Annotated in this window: 19 protein-coding genes; 9 read left to right on the plus strand and 10 right to left on the minus strand. The window is 63.2% G+C overall.

Annotation, left to right across the window (positions count from 1 at the left end; translation table 11 throughout):
* Positions 1 to 38 precede the first annotated feature (38 nt).
* Positions 39 to 1175, minus strand: a complete 1137-nt coding sequence (locus HBA54_RS16350) for an aminotransferase class I/II-fold pyridoxal phosphate-dependent enzyme (protein WP_167226514.1) — start codon at positions 1173 to 1175, stop codon at positions 39 to 41.
* A gap of 114 nt (positions 1176 to 1289) precedes the next feature.
* On the opposite strand from HBA54_RS16350, the gene HBA54_RS16355 reads away from it, so the two are divergent.
* Positions 1290 to 2252: an ornithine cyclodeaminase family protein gene (locus HBA54_RS16355; protein WP_167226516.1), complete on the plus strand. Its 963-nt coding sequence runs from the start codon at positions 1290 to 1292 to the stop codon at positions 2250 to 2252.
* Positions 2253 to 2435: 183 nt separating this feature from the next.
* Here the strand turns inward: HBA54_RS16355 and HBA54_RS16360 are convergent, their stop codons facing one another.
* The 5 genes from HBA54_RS16360 to HBA54_RS16380 form a co-directional block, all read right to left on the minus strand.
* On the minus strand, positions 2436 to 3434 hold the full coding sequence (locus HBA54_RS16360) for a sugar-binding transcriptional regulator (protein ID WP_167226519.1): 999 nt from the start codon (positions 3432 to 3434) through the stop codon (positions 2436 to 2438).
* Between the two features lie 21 nt (positions 3435 to 3455).
* Positions 3456 to 4244 carry an HAD family hydrolase gene (locus HBA54_RS16365; RefSeq protein ID WP_167226521.1) on the minus strand — a complete coding sequence of 263 codons (789 nt, stop codon included), beginning with the start codon at positions 4242 to 4244 and terminating at the stop codon, positions 3456 to 3458.
* Positions 4245 to 4246: 2 nt separating this feature from the next.
* Positions 4247 to 5062 (minus strand): carbohydrate ABC transporter permease, encoded by an 816-nt coding sequence (locus tag HBA54_RS16370; protein ID WP_167226523.1) that lies wholly within the window; start codon positions 5060 to 5062, stop codon positions 4247 to 4249.
* Positions 5059 to 5943, minus strand: coding sequence for a carbohydrate ABC transporter permease (locus tag HBA54_RS16375; RefSeq protein ID WP_167226525.1), 885 nt, complete (start codon positions 5941 to 5943; stop codon positions 5059 to 5061). The genes HBA54_RS16370 and HBA54_RS16375 overlap by 4 nt, the downstream gene beginning before the upstream one ends.
* A 139-nt stretch (positions 5944 to 6082) precedes the next feature.
* Complete coding sequence (locus HBA54_RS16380; RefSeq protein WP_167226527.1) at positions 6083 to 7423, minus strand: ABC transporter substrate-binding protein; 1341 nt, start codon at positions 7421 to 7423, stop codon at positions 6083 to 6085.
* A gap of 183 nt (positions 7424 to 7606) precedes the next feature.
* Here HBA54_RS16380 and HBA54_RS16385 point away from each other — a divergent pair, with 183 nt between their 5' ends.
* The 4 genes from HBA54_RS16385 to HBA54_RS16400 all read left to right on the plus strand — a co-directional run bounded on the left by HBA54_RS16385 (position 7607) and on the right by HBA54_RS16400 (position 11687).
* The gene (locus HBA54_RS16385; RefSeq protein ID WP_167226529.1) at positions 7607 to 8677 is read left to right on the plus strand and encodes an ABC transporter ATP-binding protein; all 1071 of its coding nucleotides are present in this window, start codon (positions 7607 to 7609) and stop codon (positions 8675 to 8677) included.
* A gap of 26 nt (positions 8678 to 8703) precedes the next feature.
* Positions 8704 to 10068, plus strand: coding sequence for a sn-glycerol-1-phosphate dehydrogenase (locus tag HBA54_RS16390; protein ID WP_167226531.1), 1365 nt, complete (start codon positions 8704 to 8706; stop codon positions 10066 to 10068).
* A 30-nt stretch (positions 10069 to 10098) separates the two neighbouring features.
* On the plus strand, positions 10099 to 10896 hold the full coding sequence (locus tag HBA54_RS16395; protein ID WP_167226533.1) for an SDR family NAD(P)-dependent oxidoreductase: 798 nt from the start codon (positions 10099 to 10101) through the stop codon (positions 10894 to 10896).
* 188 nt (positions 10897 to 11084) lie between these two features.
* A complete protein-coding gene (locus HBA54_RS16400) occupies positions 11085 to 11687 on the plus strand; it encodes a retropepsin-like aspartic protease family protein (protein ID WP_167226536.1) in 603 nt (200 codons plus the stop codon).
* A 17-nt stretch (positions 11688 to 11704) separates the two neighbouring features.
* On the opposite strand, the gene HBA54_RS16405 is transcribed toward HBA54_RS16400, so the two are convergent.
* Positions 11705 to 13114, minus strand: a complete 1410-nt coding sequence (locus HBA54_RS16405; RefSeq protein WP_167226538.1) for an amidase — start codon at positions 13112 to 13114, stop codon at positions 11705 to 11707.
* 255 nt (positions 13115 to 13369) lie between these two features.
* Between HBA54_RS16405 and HBA54_RS16410 the strand changes: the two genes are divergently transcribed.
* Both HBA54_RS16410 and HBA54_RS16415 read left to right on the plus strand, forming a co-directional pair.
* Entirely contained in the window at positions 13370 to 13672 is a 303-nt protein-coding gene (locus HBA54_RS16410; protein WP_167226540.1) for a hypothetical protein, read from the plus strand.
* 109 nt (positions 13673 to 13781) lie between these two features.
* Positions 13782 to 15029: an amidase gene (locus tag HBA54_RS16415; RefSeq protein ID WP_167226542.1), complete on the plus strand. Its 1248-nt coding sequence runs from the start codon at positions 13782 to 13784 to the stop codon at positions 15027 to 15029.
* A gap of 3 nt (positions 15030 to 15032) precedes the next feature.
* Here the strand turns inward: HBA54_RS16415 and HBA54_RS16420 are convergent, their stop codons facing one another.
* Both HBA54_RS16420 and HBA54_RS16425 read right to left on the minus strand, forming a co-directional pair.
* Positions 15033 to 17234, minus strand: coding sequence for a PAS-domain containing protein (locus HBA54_RS16420; RefSeq protein ID WP_167226544.1), 2202 nt, complete (start codon positions 17232 to 17234; stop codon positions 15033 to 15035).
* A gap of 209 nt (positions 17235 to 17443) precedes the next feature.
* Complete coding sequence (locus HBA54_RS16425; RefSeq protein WP_167226547.1) at positions 17444 to 17959, minus strand: adenine phosphoribosyltransferase; 516 nt, start codon at positions 17957 to 17959, stop codon at positions 17444 to 17446.
* A 284-nt stretch (positions 17960 to 18243) separates the two neighbouring features.
* Between HBA54_RS16425 and HBA54_RS16430 the strand changes: the two genes are divergently transcribed.
* On the plus strand, positions 18244 to 19584 hold the full coding sequence (locus HBA54_RS16430) for an aspartate aminotransferase family protein (protein ID WP_167226549.1): 1341 nt from the start codon (positions 18244 to 18246) through the stop codon (positions 19582 to 19584).
* The gene (locus HBA54_RS16435; protein WP_167226551.1) at positions 19581 to 20459 is read left to right on the plus strand and encodes a beta-keto acid cleavage family enzyme; all 879 of its coding nucleotides are present in this window, start codon (positions 19581 to 19583) and stop codon (positions 20457 to 20459) included. The genes HBA54_RS16430 and HBA54_RS16435 overlap by 4 nt, the downstream gene beginning before the upstream one ends.
* Here the strand turns inward: HBA54_RS16435 and HBA54_RS16440 are convergent.
* Complete coding sequence (locus HBA54_RS16440; RefSeq protein WP_167226553.1) at positions 20456 to 20998, minus strand: copper chaperone PCu(A)C; 543 nt, start codon at positions 20996 to 20998, stop codon at positions 20456 to 20458. The two genes, HBA54_RS16435 and HBA54_RS16440, sit on opposite strands and share 4 nt — an antisense overlap.
* Between the last annotated feature and the right edge of the window lie 16 nt (positions 20999 to 21014).

The following is a 21014-nucleotide window of genomic DNA, read 5'->3' on the forward strand; positions in this document are numbered from 1 at the left end:
GGGCCCACCCGGTTTGCGATCAGAGCGCCATGATAGCGTTAGTTGAGACCGCGAGCTATATGAGCGTCCAAAGCCGCCAAACCTTCGTCCAGGCCACTACGGCCATAGCCGAGGCGAAAACGGTCAACAGGTGTCTCACCCAGGTCTGAACTGTAGATCGTACTTGGAAGCAACAGGACGCCACTTTTTTCTACCAGTGACCGTGTGAATTGTTCGACACCTTCATGGCCTTTGTACCTTGGGAAAGCCATGCACGAGCCGCCCGGACGCTGCCAGTCGAACAAATCGGGGTACCGCGCAAAGAAGGCCTCCCATTTCGGCAGGTTCTCATCAATGATGGCGCAGTTTCGCGCCAGCAAGCTGTCCCGGTTGTTCAGCGCAATCTTTGCCAAACGTTCGCTTGGACCTGAATTGCAGATGGATAAATAGTGTTTCATGCGCTCCATCCTGCCGATCACGTCAGCGTCCTGACAGGCGATCCAGCCAATTCTCAAGCCCGGCAACCCATAGGACTTGGACATCACGTTCAGTGACAGCCCGCGCTCGTAGATATCCGCGATGAACGGCAGATGTTGCGTTCCGGTTCGCCCCAGGCCGTTGAATATCTCGTCGTGCAGTATGTAGATGCCGTGCTTTCGGCACAGCTCGACCAGCGCACGATAGCGATCAACCGGCAGGATGGCTCCAGTGGGATTGTGAGGGAAATTGATTGTGACGAGTCTGGTGTTTGGTCGTACAGACGAGGCAACCCGGTCGATATCGAGTGACCAGTTGTCATCGGGATCAAGCGGAATGCCGGTGGCTTCGCAAATCGCCAAAGGCAAGGTCTCGTGAGATTGATAGTTGGGCGTGACGACGATCGCATGGCTGTCTTTGTCGAGGATCACCGAGTTCGCCGCGAAGATGCCCTCGCTGGCGCCGGCGAAACACAGGACTTCTTGGGCGTTGCGGTTCTGAAAACCGAACGCAATCGTCTCACGAAGGTCTGGTGCGCCGAATGTCTCAGTATAGCCGAGCCACAGGTTTTCGAACGCGTCGCGCTCTTCCGGCGTTGCCATGGCCAACAATTCACGCAGTGAGATGCTCTCGGCATCGGATGCAGTCATGTGATAGCGCGCATGGAACTCCCACCTCGAAAAGTGCGTTTCCAGTTTGAAGTCCGGCAGCACTGTCATTCTTGCCTGCTCCTGCTGTGACTGTTTGGTTGCCTCGGATTCTGCTGTTATAGACTGACGGTACCATTAGCCCATCAGTCGCTACAAATGCTGCCGTGAGGATACTTTACCCGGATGATCAGTCTTTCTCGGCCACAGATTGAAGCGCTGATTGACCATGAGCGCGCAGCGGAACTGATTGAAGAGGCTTACCGTGCTGTCAGCCTCGGCAAGGTCAACCTTCCACCGGTCGGGCATATTGTGTTTCCCGAACATGACGGCGATTGCCATATCAAGTACGGTCACGTCGAAGGCGACCCGGTGTTCGTGATCAAGGTGGCGACGGGTTTTGAGAACAACGCCGCGCTTGGCCTTCCAACCGGTAATGGATTGTCGCTTGTGCTGTCTGCAAAAACCGGGGCGGTCAGGGCCGTGTTGCACGACGAAATGTGCATGACGGATATTCGAACCGCTATCGGTGGCGCAATCGCGACACGCTTGTTGATCCGTGAGGAAAGCAGGCGGATCGTCATAGTGGGAACCGGTGTACAAGCACGCAGGCAGGTCGAGGCTCACCTGAAGCTGATGGCTGGCAGAGACCTGGAATTCCTTGTGTGGGGCCGGTCAGCAGAAAAAACCACTGAGGCCGTTGTTGAGCTTTCCGAGGCCTTTCCGTCTGTTCAAGCTGCAGCCGACCTGGAGCAAGCCTGCCGGCAGGCAGATGTCATTGTGACGACCACGGCTGCAAGGCGCCCAATCGTCCAGCGTGACTGGGTTCAGCCGGGGACGCATATCACGGCGGTTGGCGCAGACGCGCCGGGTAAGCAGGAGTTGGAAACCGACCTTGTTGCAAGCGCGGATGGGCTCTTTGTCGATCTCAGGCCTCAATGCCTGGATCATGGCGAAGTCTCCACAGCAGCGCGCGCTGAACTGATCGGGCCCGATTCACTGGCGGAACTTGGTGAAGTGCTGGCTGGAGAAAAGCCGGGCCGGGCAAAGGATGAAGACATCACCATTGCCGATCTGACGGGTCTCGCCGTGCAGGATATTGCGATGGCGCGCATCGTTCTTTCGGCTTTTGAGGCGCATGAGAGTTAGGACATAAAGACATTCAGGCTTTTATGGGTTTTAAAGACTCCGCGTCCTAGAGCAGGTCCGGGTTGGATGGAATCGCAGAAAGCGATCCATCAACCCGGTGAATCTGCTCTACCTGTTTGATGTCGATCGGATTCACATGTTTTGTCGAAACCACGAAGTGGTTCCGTCAAAACATGATCCGATCTACGTCCTGGCCTGATCTTGCGGCTTCGCCTCGGCGCCGAGCAGCACCGCCTCTGCGGTGTCTTCGTCGGAGATGAAGACGTCGACCGCCCCGCTGCCCAGGGCGGCGGCCAGGATCGGTACCTTGTGCGCGCCGCCGGCCGCCAGGATCACCGACTTCATGTCGAAGAGGTCCTTCATGCCGACGCCGATGACCCGGTCGTTGATGGGATGGTCGACCAGCTGTCCCCGGGCATCCAGGAACTGGCCGAGAATGTCGCCGACGGCGCCGGCCTCGATCAGTTCTTCGATGGCGATGTCGCCCGGCAGGCCGTCGTTCACCAGGATCGATGCCGCGCTTGTGTCGCCGGCGGCCATGGTCACCGCATCGACGCGGCGGATCTTGTCCAGCACAGCGCGAAAGACGTCGAGCCCCATCAGCGTGTCGCGGCTTTCCTTCGACCCGGTGTAGAGCGGTGCCGTGAAATAGCTGTGCTGGGCACTGCAGAGGTCGGCCAGGCGGGTGGTGACCTCAAAGGTATTGATGTCCGATCCCTTGGTCATGCCGCCCATCATGGAGACGATTTCCAGGTCCGGACGGTGCACCGGTTCCATGAAGCGGGTGGCCAGGTTCAGGGTGTTGCCCCAGGACATGCCGAAGAGTTTGATCTGCGGGTTCGCCAGCAGCCGCGTCAGGTGGTGGCCCAGCGCCGTTCCGACGATGGTCTGAACGTTGTTCGGGTCGGCGGGGCTGGGCACGATATAGGCGTCTTCCAGGCCGAAGCGGGTTTTCAGCCGCGCCTCCACCTCGGCGCAGGAACCGAAGCTCGAGTTTATGGAGATGCGCACGACGCCAAGGCGCCGGGCGTCCGCCAGCGCCTTGTTGACCCGCAGCCGGGTGACGCCCAGGCGTTCGGCGACTGCGCCCTGGGTCAGGCCTTCGACATGATAGAACCAGGCGACGCGGGCGAGAAACCGCTCATCCTCGTCTATCTGAAGCGTCTTGGGCGCCCGTATCATATTCTGCCGTCTCTCATCGTTTTATCGCGCTTCGAGAATCGCGTCCGCCAGTTCCTGAAAACCCGCCGCAGAGCGTTGCCGGGTAATCCAGTTCGGCGGCGTCGCGAGATCGAAGTCGCGGACGTTTGCCACACCTATGGCATTTTCGAAATAGGCAAACATGGGTTGGTCGTTGGGTGAATCGCCGGCGAAGACGATTTCCGCTCTTGCGGCCTCCATGTCGATGCCGAAACGCTCGGCCAGGCAGCGCCGGGTCATGGACAGTTTGTCATAGCTGCCGAACCAGCCGTTCACATGGATCGAGCTGACCTTGGCCGTTGCGCCCTCGTCTTCGAAGATCGCCACGATGCGCCCGATATCCTCCTTGGAGAGGGGCGCTACGTCCTCACAGAAATCGATGGCCAGATCGGCAATTCTGTAATCCTGGTCGGAGGCGATACCGGCGCCCGGCACCGCGCCCAGGATGCGCTCGCGCAGCCGTTTCAGGCGCTGGCGGTCGGTTTCGCGCTCTGCCGGCGTCTTGGCAAAGCTCTGCAGCATCTGCCGCCTGGTGCGGTCGTAGGCGAAGTAGAAGGCCCCGTTTTCCCCGACGACCGCATCTACCGGCCACATGCGCGCGATGTGATCGCACCAGCCGGCCGGACGGCCGGTCACCGGGACGACATGAAGGCCGGCGGCCGAGAGCCGCTCCATCGCTGCCAGGCTGGCGGAGGGCAGGCGCCCGTCTTCGGTCACCGTGTCGTCGATATCGGCAAGGACGAAACGCAGGGCGCGGCGCGCGGCCAGGGGAAAGTCGGCGAGCGGACGCATGGCTACTTCACCGCACCCATTGTGAGGCCACGCACCAGTTGCTTGGAGGCGATGAGGGCGAAGATGATCACCGGTATGACGATCAGGGTGGAGGTCGCCATGATCTTTCCGTAGGGCAGGTTGTAGCCTTCCATGAAGCCGACGGCGACGGCGGGCGCCGTCTTGGCGGCGGTGCGGGTCAGCACCAGGGCGAACATCAGCTCGTTCCAGGAAAAGATAAACGAAAAAATCGCCGAGACCGCAAGCCCGGGCGCGGCGAGCGGCAGGCAGATCGAGCGGAAGATACGGAACTGGCTGGCGCCCTCCAGGGTCGCCGCCTCGTCCAGGTCACGCGGGATCGAGCGGAACTGGTCGGTGCAGATCCAGATCACGATGGGCAGGTTGAAGGTCAGGTAGATCAGAATCAGCACGATGTGGGTATCGAGCAGGCCGAAGCTGCGCACGATGAGAAAGAAGGGCAGCGCCAGCACGATGGGGCTGACCATGCGGTTGGTGATGAACCAGAACCAGAGGTCGCGCTTGCCGCGGAACTCGAAGCGGGCGAGGGCATAGGCCGCCGGCGCGCCGAGCACGAGGGCGAGAAGGGTCGTCGAGACGGCGACAATGAGGGAATTGATCAGGCTGGCCCCCACCTTGTCTTCGAACAGCGCTTCTGTGTAGTTGTCGAAGGTCGGCACAAAGCTCCAGACCGGTGGCGAAGCGAGGGCGACGATCTGATCCTTCAGGCTGGTGGTGACCATCCAGTAGAACGGAAAGAGACAGAAGAGAACGATCACCACGAGCAGGAGGATCTGGAGAATGAGACTGCGGTTGGTCATTGGTCGACCTCGCGATAGATCAGCCGGATGTAGAGTTGGCTGAGCACAATGGTGATGATCAGCAGGATGATCGCCTGGGCCGAGGCGAGGCCCTGGTCGAAAACACGAAAGCCGACCCGCTGGATCAGCAGGCTGATCAACTCGGTAGAGGAGCCGGGCCCGCCGCGGGTCAGGGTGAAGACCATATCGAAGAGCTTCAGGGTATCGGCGGTGCGCAGGATCAGGATCGCCGTCAGGCCGGGGATCAGGAAGGGAAGCTGGACGTGGCGCAGCACCGTCCACCATTTCTTGGTTTCCAGCCGCGCGGCCTCTTCGATCTCGCCGGGCACGGTGGTGAGCCCAGCCAGCAGCACCAGGGCGCAGAAGGGCGTCCACTGCCAGACGTCCCAGAAGGCGATGGCGATGAAGGCGTTGGTCGGATCGCCCAGCCAGTTCACCGGGTCGACGCCGAGGAACCCGATCAACTGGTTCACCACGCCGTATTTCAGATTGAACATGATCTGGCCGAGCAGGCCCACCACGGCATAGGTCGTCGCCATGGGTACCACCAGCGACAGCCGGGTGAGGGTCTTCAGAAAGCCGAGGCCGGGCCGGTGCAGCAGCAGGGCGATGCCCATGCCGATCAAGAGCTGCAGGGGCAGAACGATGACCAGCAGGGTCATGGTGCGCTGCATCGCGTCCCAGAACGCCGGGTCGCTCAGCACAGTCTGATAGTTTTCCAGCCCCAGGAAGGGGGTGCGGCGCAGATTGGTGAGCTGGTACTTATGGAGCGATGTGTAGATCGCGAAGACCAGCGGTGCGATCCCGATCAAGGCCAGGGTGAGAACCGCCGGGCCGAGGAAGCCGAAGATGGTGGACCGACCTACGTGGCCTGCCTGCATGATGGTTCACCCTCTTTCCTGTTGACCGGCGCGCGCTCTTGCGGAGGCCCTGCAACAACCCAGCGGGAAGAAAACGGCAAGGGGAAAGGATTTTGACCTTTCCCCTTGCCGCCAGGGAGGTTCGTTTACGCCTATCGTTTTACTGGGCCAGCGGTTTGTCACCGGCGTAGTAGCCGGCCTCTTCCAGCACCGCTTCCATACGCTTGCCGAGTTCGGCTGCACCTTCCTCGGTGGTCACGTTGCCCAGCATGATCTTGGTGCCCCATTCCTGGACGATCTCGGTGATCTCCGGCCACTCGGCGAAGCGGGGACGGAACTCAGGCACGCCGTCCTGCCAGGATTCGACCAGGGCATCGACGAACTTGTACTCCTCGGCCACGCCCGGCAGCTTGTAGACGCTCTGGCGGGCCGGTACGCCGCCCATTTCCAGATAGCGCTTGGCGTTGGCCTTCGACGTCACCCACTGGATGAAGAGATAGGCCGCGGCCTGCTCGTTCTCGTCGGCCTGGCTTGCCACAGCCAGGGAGAAGCCGCCGAGGGCCGGCTTGCGCCCGGCGGGGCCCATGGGCTCCGGCGCGACGCCAAAGCAGTCGCCGAGCCTGGAGGTTTCGGATGAGGTGAGGGTCGAATAGAAGGCCGACCACTCGGTGATCATGGCGACATCGCCCTGGGCCAGGGCGTTGACCGTCTCGGCATGGTCGTAGGCGACGATGCCTTCGGGCATGTACTGCATCAGGTCCTGGCGGAACTTCAGGCCGGCCTGGCTCTCCGCAGACAGCAGGTTGGACTTGAACTTGTCGTCCAGGAAGGAGCCGCCGAAGGGCCAGAGCACGCGCGCGAAGCTGTCGGCCGACTGGGTTTCATTGCGCTTGGACTGCAGGGCGAAAGCATACTTGCCGTCTTTCGTCAGCGCCGGGCCATAGACGTCCTTCAGTTCGCTCCAGGTCTTGGGCGGGCCGTCGAAACCGGCTTCCTTCAGCATGCAGGAATTGTAGAACATCAGGCCCGAGTAGTTGTCGAAGGGCAGGCCGTAAACCGTATCGTTCCAACCGCCGAAAGCGTTCAGCACCAGGGGAAAGAAGTCGTCGATGTCCAGTTCCGGGTCCGCCAGGGCCGCGTTGGAGGTGAACTTCTCCAGCGGCACGATCCATTCGTTCTCGGCGAAATTGCCGATCCAGACCAGATCGATCAGGGCGATGTCCAGATCGCCATTGGCGACGAAATCGCGCACCTGCTCGCCCAGGGCATTCTCATAAGGATGCTTGATGATGTTGACCTTGATGCCGGTTGCCGCCTCGAACTCCGGCAGCATCTTCTCCGCGGCCTCATAGCCCGGCCGAAGCAGGAAAACGACGTCGACGGTCGTTCCGGCATAGGGCTTGGCCGCTTCCTCAAGCGACCACCCGAAGGCTTGTCCGGCGCTTAGCGACAAGCTTGCCGCGGCGCCCAGGGCCAAGCCACGAAATGTGGATTTCAGCATCACCAGTTCCTCCCTTTTGTTGTCTTGTTACCGCAACATACAAATGTCTTATTGGATTTACAATTGTTTTCGTGCGTGCTAGCGATGAGACATGCGGACCGAGGCGGTACCGGCATGAAAAACGACGCTGCCGGCCATAGAATGGCGCGGCGGCCAAAGAGCTGAGCAGTAGGGGAGGAGCCGTTGGCGCGTGTCGCCTTTGCCAAAGTCGACAAGTTTTATGGGGCGGTACAGGCGCTGCATGATGTGTCGCTGGATATCGAGGACGGCGAATTCGTCGTCTTTGTCGGGCCTTCAGGCTGTGGCAAGTCGACCCTTCTGCGGGCGATTGCCGGGCTGGAATCAATCTCCGCCGGCGTCATTTCCATCGGCGACAAGGATGTCACGGCGGTGGCACCGTCGGACCGCGGCGTGGCGATGGTGTTCCAGTCCTATGCGCTTTATCCCCACATGAGCGTGCGCGCCAATATGGAATTCGGCATGAAGGTCAACGGCGTCCCTGTTGCCGAACGCGGGGAGCGGGTGGCCGAGGCAGCGCGCATCCTGCAGCTTGAAGACCTGATGGAACGCAAGCCCGGCCAGCTTTCCGGCGGGCAGCGCCAAAGGGTCGCTATCGGCCGGGCCATCGTCAAGGAACCGCAGGTCTTTCTCTTCGACGAGCCGCTGTCGAACCTCGACGCCAAGCTGCGGGTGCAGATGCGCGTCGAACTGGAGGCCCTCCACGAACAACTCGGCGCGACGATGATCTATGTGACCCACGATCAGGTGGAGGCCATGACCATGGCCGACAAGATCGTGGTGCTGAACGGCGGGCGGGTCGAGCAGGTCGGGCCGCCGCTGGAACTGTATCATCGCCCGGCGACGGAGTTTGTGGCGGGCTTCATCGGGGCGCCCAGCATGAACTTTCTGGATGTCCAGCTGCGGGCCGCACAGGGCGGCACGGAGGCCGTCTACGGCACCGCGGCCATTCCCCTGGGCATGACCCTGGGGCAGGACGGTGCTGGGCGTCTCGGTATCCGGCCGGAGCATCTGCGCCTGACAGAGGCCGGAACCGGTGCCGTCGATATCGAGGTTCAGGTGGCCGAGGCCCTGGGCGGTGAAACCTATCTCTATGGCCGTACCGCGCTGGGCGACCGCCTGGTCGTGAAGGTCGACGGCGATTCGACCGTGCATGCCGGCCTCTCCCTGGGGCTGCATTTCGATGCCGAGCGGTTGCATCTCTTTGCCGCCGATGGGCGCAGTCTGCGCGCCTGAAGGACTTGTGCGACTGAAGGAAACGAATGTCTGACTGGCGACGACAACTCGAAGACATCGTGGTGCCGGCGGTCGCGCGTTCGCAGCACATTGTGGAGATTCTCGTCGACTCCGCCGCACTGGACCGCTCGGCGGAGGTTTTCCGCCGCCACTTCGGACCGGCGCCGGCCTTTCTTGTGGCGGACAGCAACACCTTCGCGGCGGCCGGCGAGACAGTCCTGGCCCGCTTGGCCGCCGACGGCATTGCGACGGAAACCCTGGTTCTTCCGGCGGAGCCCCGGCTGAAGCCGACGCGGGAACTGGCTGAAGAGGTTGGCCGCCGCTGGTTGGCTGCGCCGGCCGGATCGGTGCCTGTCGCCGTCGGCTCCGGCGTGCTCAACGATCTGGTGAAGTACGCCGCCTTTGTGGAGGGCCGGCCGTTCTTCTGCGTGGCGACCGCCGCCTCGATGGACGGCTATGCCAGCGCGGGCGCGCCCCTGGTGGATTGCGGTTTCAAGCACACGATCGCCTGTGCGCCGCCCCGCGCCATCCTGGCGGACCTTGATGTCATCGCTGCCGCCCCGGCGGAGATGACCGGCTGGGGCTACGGCGATCTGGCGGGAAAGGTGCCCGCCGGGGGCGACTGGATTCTGGCCGATGCCCTGGGGATCGAGCCTCTGGATGATGTCGCCTGGCCCCTGGTGCAGGATCGCTTGCGGGCCTGGCTGGCCGAACCTGCGGCGCTGCGCAGGGGCGACGCGGCGGCGATGGCCGGCCTCTTCGCCGGGCTCACGGTGACCGGCCTGGCCATGGAGTTTCACGGCTCCTCGCGGCCGGCCTCCGGCGCCGATCATCAGATCGCCCATCTCTGGGAGATGGAAAATCTAAGTCACAACGGTGTCCCGGTTTCCCACGGCGCTTGCGTTTCCATCGGCAGCCTGACGGTGCTGGCGCTTTTCGATTGGCTGCTCGCCCAGGATCTGACCAGCCTGGACAAGGAAAAAATCATCGCCGAAGCCCCCGGCTTCGACGAGACGCAGGCGGCGATCCACAGAGCCTTTCCCAATGACGCGGTCGCCGGACGGGCGGTCGTGGAGAGCAAGGCAAAGCACCTGTCGCCCGCCGCCCATGCTGAGCGTCTGGCTTTGATTGCCGAGACCTGGCCGGCTCTGCGCCGCCGCCTGGGGGCGCACCTGCTGCGTGCCGGAGACCTGCGCGACCTTTTGGCCGCTGCCGGTGCGCCGACCCTGGCGGCTGAGATCGGCCTCAGCCCCGATCATCACAAAGCGACTTTGGACAGGGCGCGGTTTCTGCGCAGCCGCTATACGGTATTGGACTTTCTGTCGGAGGTCGGCCTGCTGGGCGTCGCGACGGCGGCGATCTTTCAGCACGGCGGCCTGATGCGGCCTTGAAGAATTTCAATCGCGAAGGAGGAGACCACCATGTCAGCGAGCAACACGGACCCCGGAACCGGGCGTTGGATCGATCGTTTCTCCCTCTCCGGCAAGCGGGCCGTGGTTACCGGCGCCTCCAAGGGAATCGGGCTTGAGATCTGTTCGGTCTTTGCCGACGCCGGCGCCGACATCGTGGCCGTCGGGCGCGACGAGGCGGGTCTGGCCGAGGTGGTGGACCTGATTGCCGCCAGGGGGCGGCGCGGCCTTGCGGTTGCCGCCGACATGGCGACCGCCGAAGGGCCGCGCGCGGCGGCGGCGGAGGCGCTGGATTACTTCGGCACGGTGGACATTCTGGTGAACTGCGCCGGCGTCGCCCTCATTGCCCCTTTGCTGGAGGCCGGTGTCGAGGACTGGGACCGCACCATGGCGATCAATCTGCGGGCGCCCTTTCTGCTGGGCCAGGCCCTGGCGCCGGGCATGATCGCGCAGGGCGCCGGCAAGATCATCAACGTCTCCTCGCAGGCCGGGGTCATCGCGCTGGACGATCACGGGGCCTACTCTGCGTCGAAAGGCGGGCTGAACGCCCTGACCAGGGCGATGATGGTCGAATGGGCGAAGCACAATGTGCAGGTCAATGTGATCTGCCCGACGATTATCATGACCCCCATGGGCCGTCAGGTCTGGGGCGATCCCGACAAGGGGCAGCCGATGCTCGAAAAGACGCCGCTGGGCCGTTTCGGTGAGCCCGTCGAGGTCGCCGACCTTGCGCTCTACCTGGCTTCCCCGGCTTCCGATCTGATGAACGGGGCCATCGTCATGCTGGAAGGCGGTTATACTTCAATCTGAGGAATTGATATTAATATATTGATATAAAAAGAGAATTACTAAAATTTTCCCAACCCTCCTAAGGTGCTGGATTAACCACGAAGGTAAGAAAAGCTTTAACCCAGGCCGCGCACCATGGCCCCTCACCATGCGACACAACCAGGGCCGCCGCCCTGTCGAATACCGCGTGTCGGCGGGGAGAAACGGTCATGGCCGAATACAGGAAACAGCGGATCGCTTCCACCGGTTTGCTGGGACAGACCTTGCGCCTGGCCACGGTGGCAATCGTGACCGGAATCGCCGTTGCCGTGCTGATGGACCGTTATGGCGCGCCTGCCGATCCGGATGCGCCGCTGATACGCGACGTCACGCCGGCCTTGATCGGACCGGGCGCTGCCTACGCCGGTACCGATCCGGGCCAGGCTGGTCCAGGTCCGGCTGGGGGATCGGACATCGTCCTGAAGGCCGGGGCCCATGGACACTTCATGGTCGATGCCACCGTCAATGGAGAGGTGCTGCGCTTTCTGATCGATACCGGCGCCAGCTCGATTTTCCTCACCGCCCAGGATGCGGAGAAGCTGGGGTGGTCGCCGAACCGGCTGACCTTCAGCGAACGCTATGAGACCGTGAACGGTGAAATCCGCGCCGCGCCCATAGAGCTGCGCTCCCTGCGCATCGGACAGATGGAGCTTTACGACCTGCCGGCGTCGGTCGGCGAGGGGCCGGGTTCGGTCTCCTTGCTCGGCATGACTTTCCTGAAGCAGTTCGAAAGCTATCAGGTGCGCGGGGACACGCTACTTCTGACCTGGTAGCCGGCCCCGCGGCAGGCTCAGGCCAGGCTGGTTTCCAGATCCGGAAAACTCCAGGGAAAGGCGGCTTCGAAAGCGCGCGAGGCGCGCAGCACCAGCGCATCCGCATAGCGCGGCCCGACAATCTGAAGCCCGATCGGCAGGCCTGCCGCTGTCAGTCCGCAGGGTAGCGAGGCGGCCGGTTGCTGGGTCAGGTTGAAGGGATAGGAAAACGGCGTCCAGTCCGGCCAGCGCGTCATCGCCCTGCCGGCAGGAACCTCCACACCGGCGTCAAAAGCCTCAATTGGCAGGCTTGGGGTGATCAAGAGATCATAGTCGGTATGAAACAGATTTGTCGCCACGGTCAGTTCTTCACGCCGACCGACAGCGGCCAGATAATCGAGCAGGCTGTAGCGCGCGCCCTCTGCGGCAATTTCCCGGAAGCCCGGATCCATCTCTTCCTGAGCCGCCGCATCGAAGCGCCGCATCAGGTTTGCCGCACCGGCATACCACAGACAGCGGAAGACCTGGTCCGAGCCGCTGAGATCGGGCTCCGCCAGTTCGACCTTGGCGCCGAGGTCGGCGAAGGCCCAGGCCGCCTTTGCCACCAGCGCCGCCACTTCCGGATCGACCTGATGTCCTCCCAGGCTGGGTGAAAAGGCGACGCGCAGGCCTTCGATGCCGTCGTCCAATCCCTGCTGATAGTCGCTGCCGTCGTAGGGCAGGCCGTAGGCATCGCGGGGATCGGGCTCGGCAAGGACCGAAAGCAGCAGCGCGGCGTCGGCGACGCTGCGGGTCATCGGTCCGATATGGGACACCGTGCCGAAGGGGCTGAGCGGATAGGCCGGGATTCTGCCGAACGAGGGTTTGAGACCGTAAATGCCGGTGAAGCCCGCGGGGATGCGCACCGAGCCGCCGCCGTCGGTTCCCAGGGCGAGGGGCCCCATACCTGCCGCGACCGCGGCGGCGGCACCGCCGCTGGAGCCGCCCGGCGTCGTCGCGGGGTTCCAGGGGTTGCGCGTGATCCCATCGAGCGGCGAATCGGTCACGCCCTTCCAGCCGAACTCGGGCGAGGTGGTTTTGCCCAGCAGCACGGCGCCGTGCTCCTTAAGGCGGGCGACTGCCGGGGCATCCTCATCCCAGTCCTGCTGCCGGTCGATGGCCTTGGAGCCGCGCAGTGTCGGCCAGCCCTGGGTCAGCAGCAGATCCTTGATCGAAACCGGGCAGCCGTCGAGGCGGCCGCGCGGAACGCCCAGGCGCCAGCGTTCCTGCGATTCCCCGGCGGCGGCCAATGCCCCTTCGGGGTCCACCAGATTGAAGGCATTCAGCTTGGTGTTGAAGCGTTCGATGCGATCAAGCGCGGCCCGGGTGGCGTCGACAGGGGACAGTTCGCCCGCCCGAAAGGCGGCCAGCAGGGTCTCCGCCGTCAGCATTGCGATATCGTCACTCATACGCCTCTGCACCCTTTTTTGGTTGCCGACTCTCCGGTCAGTCAGAACCGAATTCCTCGCATGCCGGACCGGCCTCTGTCGAGGGCGGTTGCCCGGGGACACAAGGGGGCGGGCGCAAGGGGGCTGGGGCATCCCCGCAGCGCATGATAACCTTGCCCGAAACTGGCCACTTTTTGCATGTAGACTGACGCCAAGATGGAATTCGACCCCTCGGACTGCCGTTGTATCCCAGGTTCGATGCAAAGGAGCATAGCGATGCGCGCTTCCCGAAAGGCCTTCATTCCTGCCGCCCTCGCGGCGGTTCTGCTCACCGGCGGCCTTGTCATATTTCCCTGTTCCGCGGTATTGGCGGATGAGCCGAAAGGCGAAGAGACCCCCGGCTACCTTGCCCGTGAAGGGATCGAGCAGATGATGCGGGCGATGCGGCTGCTGGTCGACAGCATCCCGCAGTACGAGCTGCCGGAGATGCTCGACAACGGCGATATCATTATCCGGCGCAAAGATCCGCAGAAGCCGCGCCGGCCCGAGGAGCCGGAGGTCGACGAGACGGCGACCTGAGGCCGCCGCTGCTTCTATACGTTACGGGTATGAGTTACAGGGCGATTTGCGTTTCCTGATCGTCTCGATCAAGAAGCATGGCGCTCTTTTTTGGGGGGAAGGGGAGCAGATGAACCAGAACGATCCTTTTGCCGGCCTGGACGACGGCCGTCCGCCGTGGGACGCCTTGGGCGCCTTTGTGCCGGCGCCGCAGCCGCAGATCGGCGGCGCCGAGAGCGGCCGCCTGAAAGGCCTGCGCTTTGCGGCCAAGGACATCTTCGATATCCAGGGCTTTGTGACGGGCTGCGGTAACCCGGACTGGGCAAGCAGCCATGCGCCGGCCGGCGCCCATGCACCGACGGTTCGGGCGCTGCTGGACGGCGGCGCGGACCTGGTCGGCAAGACGGTTACCGATGAGCTGGCCTTCAGCCTGAACGGCCAGAACCATCACTACGGCACACCGACCAATGTGAACGCACCGGGGCGCATTCCCGGCGGCTCCTCCTGCGGCTCCGCTTCGGCGGTGGCGGGCGGTCTTGCGGATACGGCTCTTGGCAGCGACACCGGCGGCTCCGTTCGCATCCCCGCCAGCTATTGCGGCCTCTTCGGCCTGCGCCCGAGCCACGACCGCATCTCGCTGGAAGGGGTAATGCCCCTGGCGACCAGTTTTGATACGGTCGGCTGGTTCGCCCGTGACGCGGGCCTGCTGCGGCGTGTCGGACAGGTTTTGCTTGGCGGTGCGGAGGGCGAGGCATCGCGTTGGCGCCGCCTCTTCCTGGCTGCGGATGCCATGGCGCTTGCGACACCGGCTGTGCAGGCTGCCTTGGCCCCGCATATCGACCGTCTGGAGCAGCGCATCACCGAGGCTGTGCCGGTCAAAGCCGCCGGCGATGATGTGAGCCTGGAGCAGTGGATGTGGCATTTCCGTCATCTGCAGGCCCGCGAGATCATCGCTACTCATGGCGCCTGGATCGCCGAGGTGAAGCCAACTTTCGGCCCGGAATCCCAGGAACGTTTCGACTGGGCCCACGGCATCGGCGAAGAACATGTCAAGGAAGCCCGGCCCCTGCGTGAGGCCTTTGCAAAACGACTGGGTGACCTGTTGGGTGACGATGCCCTGCTGGTACTGCCGACGGCGCCGGGAATCGCGCCGCGCTGCGACGCCGATGCAGAGGCCCTGCGTGAGCATCGCTCGTCGGCGTTGAGCCTGACCTGTATCGCCGGTCTGTCGCGCCTGCCGCAGATCACCCTGCCGCTCGCCACGGTCGAGGGATGCCCTGTCGGGCTTTCCCTGATTGCGCCCTATGGCAGCGATGAAGACCTGATGATGCTTGCCGAAGCGTTTTGCCAGGCACCGGAGGAGCGGCGCGACCTTTAGCGGTCAGGCTGCCTCGACAAGCTTGCTGCTGATCCGCTCGACCGGCAGGCAGACGGCGATGCTGGTCCCTTCGTTCAGGGTGCTGTTCAGTTCCAGCCAGCCGTCGTGAATCTCGATCAGAGCGCGGCAGAGCGGCAGGCCGAGGCCTGTACCGTCGTGCTTGCGGCTGAGACCCGATTCCACCTGGGTGAAGGGCTCAAGCATGCGGATCTGATCCTCTTCGGCGATGCCGATGCCGTTGTCGGTCACCTCGAACCCGGCCCCTTCACCAGGGGTCGCCCAGGCTTTCACCAGTATTTTCCCGCCCGATGGCGTGAACTTCACGGCGTTGGAGAGCAGATTGATAAGGATCTGTTTCAAGCGGCGCTGGTCGGCCTGTACGAGCGCCAGGGGCATCGCAAAATCGGTCTCGAGGGTCACCGCGTTTTCGCGCGCCCGCGGCCCGATGAGCCGCAGGCCCGAGGCGACCACCTCGCGCAGGTCGACCTCTTCTTCGTAGAGATCGATCATGCCCGCTTCTGCTTTGGAGACGTCGAGGATGTCGTTGATGATGGTCAGCAGGTGGTTGCCGCTCTCGTGTATATTCTTGATGTAGTCGCAGTAGTTCTCGTGGCCGACGGGCCCGAAGACCTGCTGGTCGATCAACTCGGAAAATCCGATGATGGCGTTCAGCGGCGTGCGCAGTTCATGGCTCATGGTGGCCAGGAACTCGCCCTTGGTCCGGTTGGCGAGTTCCGCCGCCTCCTTGGCGCGCAGCAGCTCCTGTTCCGCCGCCTTGCGCTCGGTAACATCGCTTAGAGATCCCGACATGCGGTAGACATGGCCGTCCTCATCGCGCAGCCCCAGGCCGCGCAGGCGAACCCAGCGATACTGGCCGTCATCCCCGCGTATCCGGTACTCATGATCATAGAATTCCGATTTGCCGCGCAGATGGTCGCTCATCAGCTTTTTCATGACATCCAGGTCTTCCGGATGAACGCGCTGATACCATTCGGCTGAGGCAATGGTTGGCCCGAAACCGTGAATGCCGACAATTTCGCGCAGCCGCCGTGAGATGTAGACGCCGTTTATCTCGTCCCCCCACTCCCAGATTCCTTCATTGGCGCCCTTCAGTGCCAGTGCGTAGCGTTGTTCGCTCTTCCGCAAGGCGGCTTCGATTTTTTTGGTTTCGGTGATGTCGGTATAGACCATCACGTAACCGCCGTTTGCCAACTGACGGGTCCGTATTTCCAGCATAGAGCCGTCCGGGCGCAGACGCTCCATCCTGAACTGCAGATTCTCCAGGAGGATGGCGGTTCGGCGGGCGACTTCCTGCTCGACGTCCACATCGCCATACTCGCCGCGTTCCGCGTTGAAGCGGACCAGGTCTCGGACGCTTATACCGCGTTCCAGCAACTCCATCGGAAGGCCGAGCAGCTTGCTCAGTTCTCTGTTGAAGGCCACGAGCTGCAGGTTCGCATCGAAGATGCAGACGCCTACGGGGATATTCTCGATGATCGCCGTCACAAGCCGCGACTTGCTGTCGGCCTTTTCTTCGGCGGAGGCCTTGGCATTGTGCAGATCGTCCTGGACCGCAAAGACCATGCAGATCATGCAGAAAAGAACCAGGCCGGTGTGCAGGATTACGCGCCAGTCGCCGGTGGGGTCCAGACTGGTCATTGTCGGGTCGAGCAGGACGCGCAGCAGCTCGGCCAACAGGTAGGTCGCGAAGATCAGCAACGGTCCGGCGCAGAAAATCGCGGCAAGCTGCTGACTGTCGCGGTAACGGCGCCAAAAGAGGATCCCGGCGAGTCCGATCGCCGCTACAGCGCCCAGACGCAGTGCCAGGAACACGATCAGGGGAACCTCCGGGTAGGCGATACAACTGGATGTGCCCAGGAAAACGACTGTAACGGCGAAGAGAAGGGGCCGCAGATAGGTACGGTAGCCTAGAAAGGCGAGGGTGCCGCCCAGCAGCAAGAAGGCGATCATCGCCTGTCCGCCTTCGTGGATGGCTTCGAAGCACGTAGGAAAATGCCATGAGGACAGGGCAAGAGCGCCGAGCTGGACCGCTTCCAGCGCCAGGCTGGCCGACCACCATTTCAGCGCCGGGGTGCCGCCGCGCTGACGGTCGAATGCCAGGGCCATGGCAGCCAGCATTGCCGGCGCCATCGCAGTGACCAGCATGACAGCAGCGAATGAGAAGGTGTTAGCCCCGGCAGGCATAAAGACGACAATTCCCAGCAACAGGGCGCCTGCAGCCTCTGCACGGGCCGGCGGCGAAGGACTGAACAACGCCGGAGCCCACGCTAAGCCACAAAGCGCGAGTCTCGACTGATAACTCAGAGAGGGTTAACCGATTCTGAAGGAACCGGCGCCGCAACCAGTCATATTGCCGATTTAGCGGCGTGATTCGCTATTCAACCGCCAAAGGGTCAACTGTCGTAGGGCAGAAGGGTGCGGATCGGCATATCCAGATGATCGCGTCCTTTGAGGAAGGTCAGCTCGATAATGCAGGCGGCGCCCGTAACTTCCGCGCCGGCCGAGCGCAGCAACCGGGCCGCGGCATTCATCGTTCCGCCGGTGGCCAGCAGGTCGTCCAGCAGAAAGACCTTCTGGCCGGGCTCTACCGCATCGGCCTGGATCTCGATGGTATCGCTGCCGTATTCCAGGTCATAGGTATAAGGAATTGTCGCGCCCGGCAGCTTGCCCTGCTTGCGGACCATAACGAAACCGAGATTCAGCTTCAGCGCGAGGGGCGCGGCGACCAGGAAACCGCGGGATTCGATGCCCGCCAGGACGTCCGGCTTGTGTTCTTCGACGATGGTCGCCAGGCGATCCACGGTCGCCTGCCAGGCCCCGGGGTGGGCCAGCAGAGGGGAGATGTCGTAAAACAGGATGCCGGCGCTCGGGAAATCGGGAATTGCCCGGATGTGTTCCTTCAGGTCCATAACGTCTCAGACGCCCCCTCGTCATTTTGCCCAGTATCGGCATTGGTCCCAACCGGCATCAGCCTTGATCGGCACTCTGCCTTGCGGCCCTCGTCATGCGGGCGCCGGCGCATCCTAATGGTCCTCTTTGCCGGAGACAACGCGAAGCTCTGATCGCTATACGGAAAGAAAATGTTTCCCTGCAAGCAGATGAAGACTTGCCCGTGGTTGGGACCGGGTGTCTAAATTAGAGCTGCTGAAGCCTTTCAGCGACAGCCCCAGCGACAGCCTGTGAGTGTCATCCCGTGAGCTACGTTTTTCCGCGTCACAGCAAGGCGCGTTATCCGGTCGCCTGCGGCGGCCAGGGCGCCTATCTGATTGACCGGGACGGCCGCCGCTATCTCGATGCTTCCGGCGGCGCCGCCGTTTCCAGCTTGGGCCATGGTCACCCGGCCGTGGTCAGCGCCATCAAGGCGCAGGTCGATCGTCTCGCCTATGCCCACAGCGGCTTCTTCACAACCGAGCCCTCGGAGGCCCTGGCCGAGCACCTCGTCACCCGGGCGCCGGAGGGTCTGGCACGGGTTTACTTCGTGTCCGGCGGCTCGGAAGCCAATGAGACGGCCCTGAAACTGGCCCGCCAGTACCATCTGGAGCGTGGCGAGGAGGGGCGGCACCACTTTATCGCCCGGCAACAGAGCTATCACGGCAACACGCTGGGCGCGCTCGCCGTCGGCGGCAGTGTCGCGCGGCGCGCGCCCTTCCAGCCCCTGCTGATGCCGGCCAGCCACATCGCGCCCTGCTACGCTTACCGGCATCAGGCAGCTGATGAAACCGAGGAAGCTTACGGCCTGCGCGCCGCCGATGCGCTGGAGGTGGAGATCCAGCGGGTCGGTCCTGAAACCGTTGCCGGTTTCATCGCCGAGCCGGTGGTCGGGGCGACCGCCGGCGTGGTGCCGCCGGCGCCCGGCTACTTCAAGCGCATCCGCGAGATCTGCGATCGCCACGGGATTTTGCTGATCCTTGATGAGGTCATGTGCGGGATGGGCCGTACCGGCAGCCTGTATGCCTGTGAGCAGGATGGTATCGCACCGGATATCCTGACCTGTGCCAAGGGCCTCGGCGGCGGCTATCAGCCGATCGGCGCGGTTCTCGCCTCCCAGTCCATCTACGATACCATTGCCGAGGGGTCGGGCGCCTTTGAGCACGGTTTCACCTACATCGGCCACGCAACGGCCTGTGCGGCGGCGCTGGCGGTTCAGCAGACCATTGAGACGGACGACCTGCTGGCCAATGTCCGGCGCCAGGGGACGGCCTTGCGCGAAGCCTTGGACGCCCGTTTCGGCAATCATCATCATGTTGGCGACATCCGTGGGCGGGGCCTCTTTATCGGGCTGGAGCTGGTTGCGGAGCGGGCGAGCAAGGAGCCCTTCGATCCCGACTTGAAGATCAATGCAAAGATCAAGCAGCGGGCGATGGCCGAGGGGCTGATCTGCTATCCCGGCGGCGGCACGGCGGACGGCCGGCGCGGCGACCATGTGTTGCTGGCACCGCCTTTCATCATCGGGCCGGACCACATTGCCGAACTGGTCGACAAACTGGGGCGCGCGGTTGACGGGGCGCTCAGCGAAGCCGGGATGAAGGTTTGACCACATCGGCAGAGCTTGGCTGGACGCCTCTCGTTCTCGCCGTGGCGCCCAACGGCGCGCGCAAGACCCGGCAGGATCATCCGGCCCTGCCGATCACACCGGCTGAGATAGCCGATACGGCGGCTGCGGCGCTGGAGGCCGGCGCGGCGATGATCCATTTGCATGTCCGTGACGCAGAGGAGAAACACAGCCTGGATGCCGGCGCCTACCGAGAGGCGATTGCCGCCGTTCGGGCGCGGGTCGGCGATGCAATGGTCATCCAGGTGACCAGCGAAGCGGTGGGGATCTACAACGCGCAGCAGCAGATGGCGATGGTTCGCGACCTGGTGCCGGAAGCCGTCAGCCTGGCGATCCGTGAAATCGTGCCCGATGCGGAAAGCGAGCCTGAGGCGCGCAGGTTCCTTGGGTGGCTGAGCGAAGCCGGGATCCTGCCGCAGTACATTCTCTATGACGCGGCGGACGTGACGCGGCTGGCTGCTCTTATGGCCGCCGGTGTGGTGCCGGAAGAGGCCGCTTTCCTGCTTTTCGTCCTCGGCCGTTATTCGGCCGGTCAACGCTCTCAACCGACGGACCTGCTGCCTTTTCTGTCGGCCAGGACAGTGGTGCCGGTGCTGACTGGGCTGCCTTGGGCGGTCTGCGCCTTCGGGCCTCAGGAAACCGCCTGCGCTGCCGCAGCGGCTGCTTTGGGCGGGCATGCCCGGGTGGGGTTTGAAAACAATCTGTTCCTGCCCTCGGGTGCCCAGGCTGGGGACAATGCTGAACTTGTCGCCGCGGCGGCGGCGGCGGCGCGTACCATCGGCCGTCCTTTGGCCGATGCCGCCACCGCGCGCCTGATGATGAAGGGCGGCCAAACCTTAGGTTCGACCACGCCTTAGTTGGTCTTCGGTGTTTCTCCGTGGTTCATAGTGCCGTGATCCATTTTCTTCATGCCGTCGTCCGGCATCGCGCCCATGCTGCCGACAGCCTCGACAGACACTTCGACCGCAACATCGCCGGCCTTTTCGAAGGTCAGGGTGACGGGGAAGCGATCGCCTTCGCGCAGCGGTGCCTTGAGGCCCATGAGCATGACGTGATATCCGCCGGGTTTCAGCGTTGCCATGCCGCCGGCGGGTACGTCGACGCCTTCGACCTGGCGCATCTGCATCACGCCGTCGACGTTCGTGTGGCTGTGCAGTTCGACCCTCTGGGCGGCATCGCTGGCAGCCGCGATCAATCGGTCGCCCGCCGCGCCGGCGTTGTGGATCATCAGGTAGGCGGCACCGTTTTTGGCCTGGCCCGGGGTTGCGCGGGCCCAGGGGGTTTCGATCTTTAATTCGCCAACTGTGAAGTCGCGCGCCTGGGCAGGAGTGACGGCGCTGAGCATCAGGCCGAAGGCAAGGGCCACGAGCGGCAGGATCGCAATACGGTATTTCATGGGTAGGAACTTCCTT

The organism is Pelagibius litoralis (genome assembly GCF_011683915.1).
In the GTDB taxonomy this organism is placed as follows: Bacteria; Pseudomonadota; Alphaproteobacteria; order Kiloniellales; family Kiloniellaceae; genus Pelagibius; species Pelagibius litoralis.

Coding starts and splice junctions, on each gene's coding strand:
- HBA54_RS16350 (WP_167226514.1), bottom strand. CDS start 1,175: ATGACAGTGCTGCCGGACTTCAAACTGGAAACGCACTTTTCGAGGTGG.
- HBA54_RS16355 (WP_167226516.1), top strand. CDS start 1,290: ATGATCAGTCTTTCTCGGCCACAGATTGAAGCGCTGATTGACCATGAG.
- HBA54_RS16360 (WP_167226519.1), bottom strand. CDS start 3,434: ATGATACGGGCGCCCAAGACGCTTCAGATAGACGAGGATGAGCGGTTT.
- HBA54_RS16365 (WP_167226521.1), bottom strand. CDS start 4,244: ATGCGTCCGCTCGCCGACTTTCCCCTGGCCGCGCGCCGCGCCCTGCGT.
- HBA54_RS16370 (WP_167226523.1), bottom strand. CDS start 5,062: ATGACCAACCGCAGTCTCATTCTCCAGATCCTCCTGCTCGTGGTGATC.
- HBA54_RS16375 (WP_167226525.1), bottom strand. CDS start 5,943: ATGCAGGCAGGCCACGTAGGTCGGTCCACCATCTTCGGCTTCCTCGGC.
- HBA54_RS16380 (WP_167226527.1), bottom strand. CDS start 7,423: ATGCTGAAATCCACATTTCGTGGCTTGGCCCTGGGCGCCGCGGCAAGC.
- HBA54_RS16390 (WP_167226531.1), top strand. CDS start 8,704: ATGTCTGACTGGCGACGACAACTCGAAGACATCGTGGTGCCGGCGGTC.
- HBA54_RS16395 (WP_167226533.1), top strand. CDS start 10,099: ATGTCAGCGAGCAACACGGACCCCGGAACCGGGCGTTGGATCGATCGT.
- HBA54_RS16400 (WP_167226536.1), top strand. CDS start 11,085: ATGGCCGAATACAGGAAACAGCGGATCGCTTCCACCGGTTTGCTGGGA.
- HBA54_RS16405 (WP_167226538.1), bottom strand. CDS start 13,114: ATGAGTGACGATATCGCAATGCTGACGGCGGAGACCCTGCTGGCCGCC.
- HBA54_RS16410 (WP_167226540.1), top strand. CDS start 13,370: ATGCGCGCTTCCCGAAAGGCCTTCATTCCTGCCGCCCTCGCGGCGGTT.
- HBA54_RS16415 (WP_167226542.1), top strand. CDS start 13,782: ATGAACCAGAACGATCCTTTTGCCGGCCTGGACGACGGCCGTCCGCCG.
- HBA54_RS16420 (WP_167226544.1), bottom strand. CDS start 17,234: ATGCCTGCCGGGGCTAACACCTTCTCATTCGCTGCTGTCATGCTGGTC.
- HBA54_RS16425 (WP_167226547.1), bottom strand. CDS start 17,959: ATGGACCTGAAGGAACACATCCGGGCAATTCCCGATTTCCCGAGCGCC.
- HBA54_RS16440 (WP_167226553.1), bottom strand. CDS start 20,998: ATGAAATACCGTATTGCGATCCTGCCGCTCGTGGCCCTTGCCTTCGGC.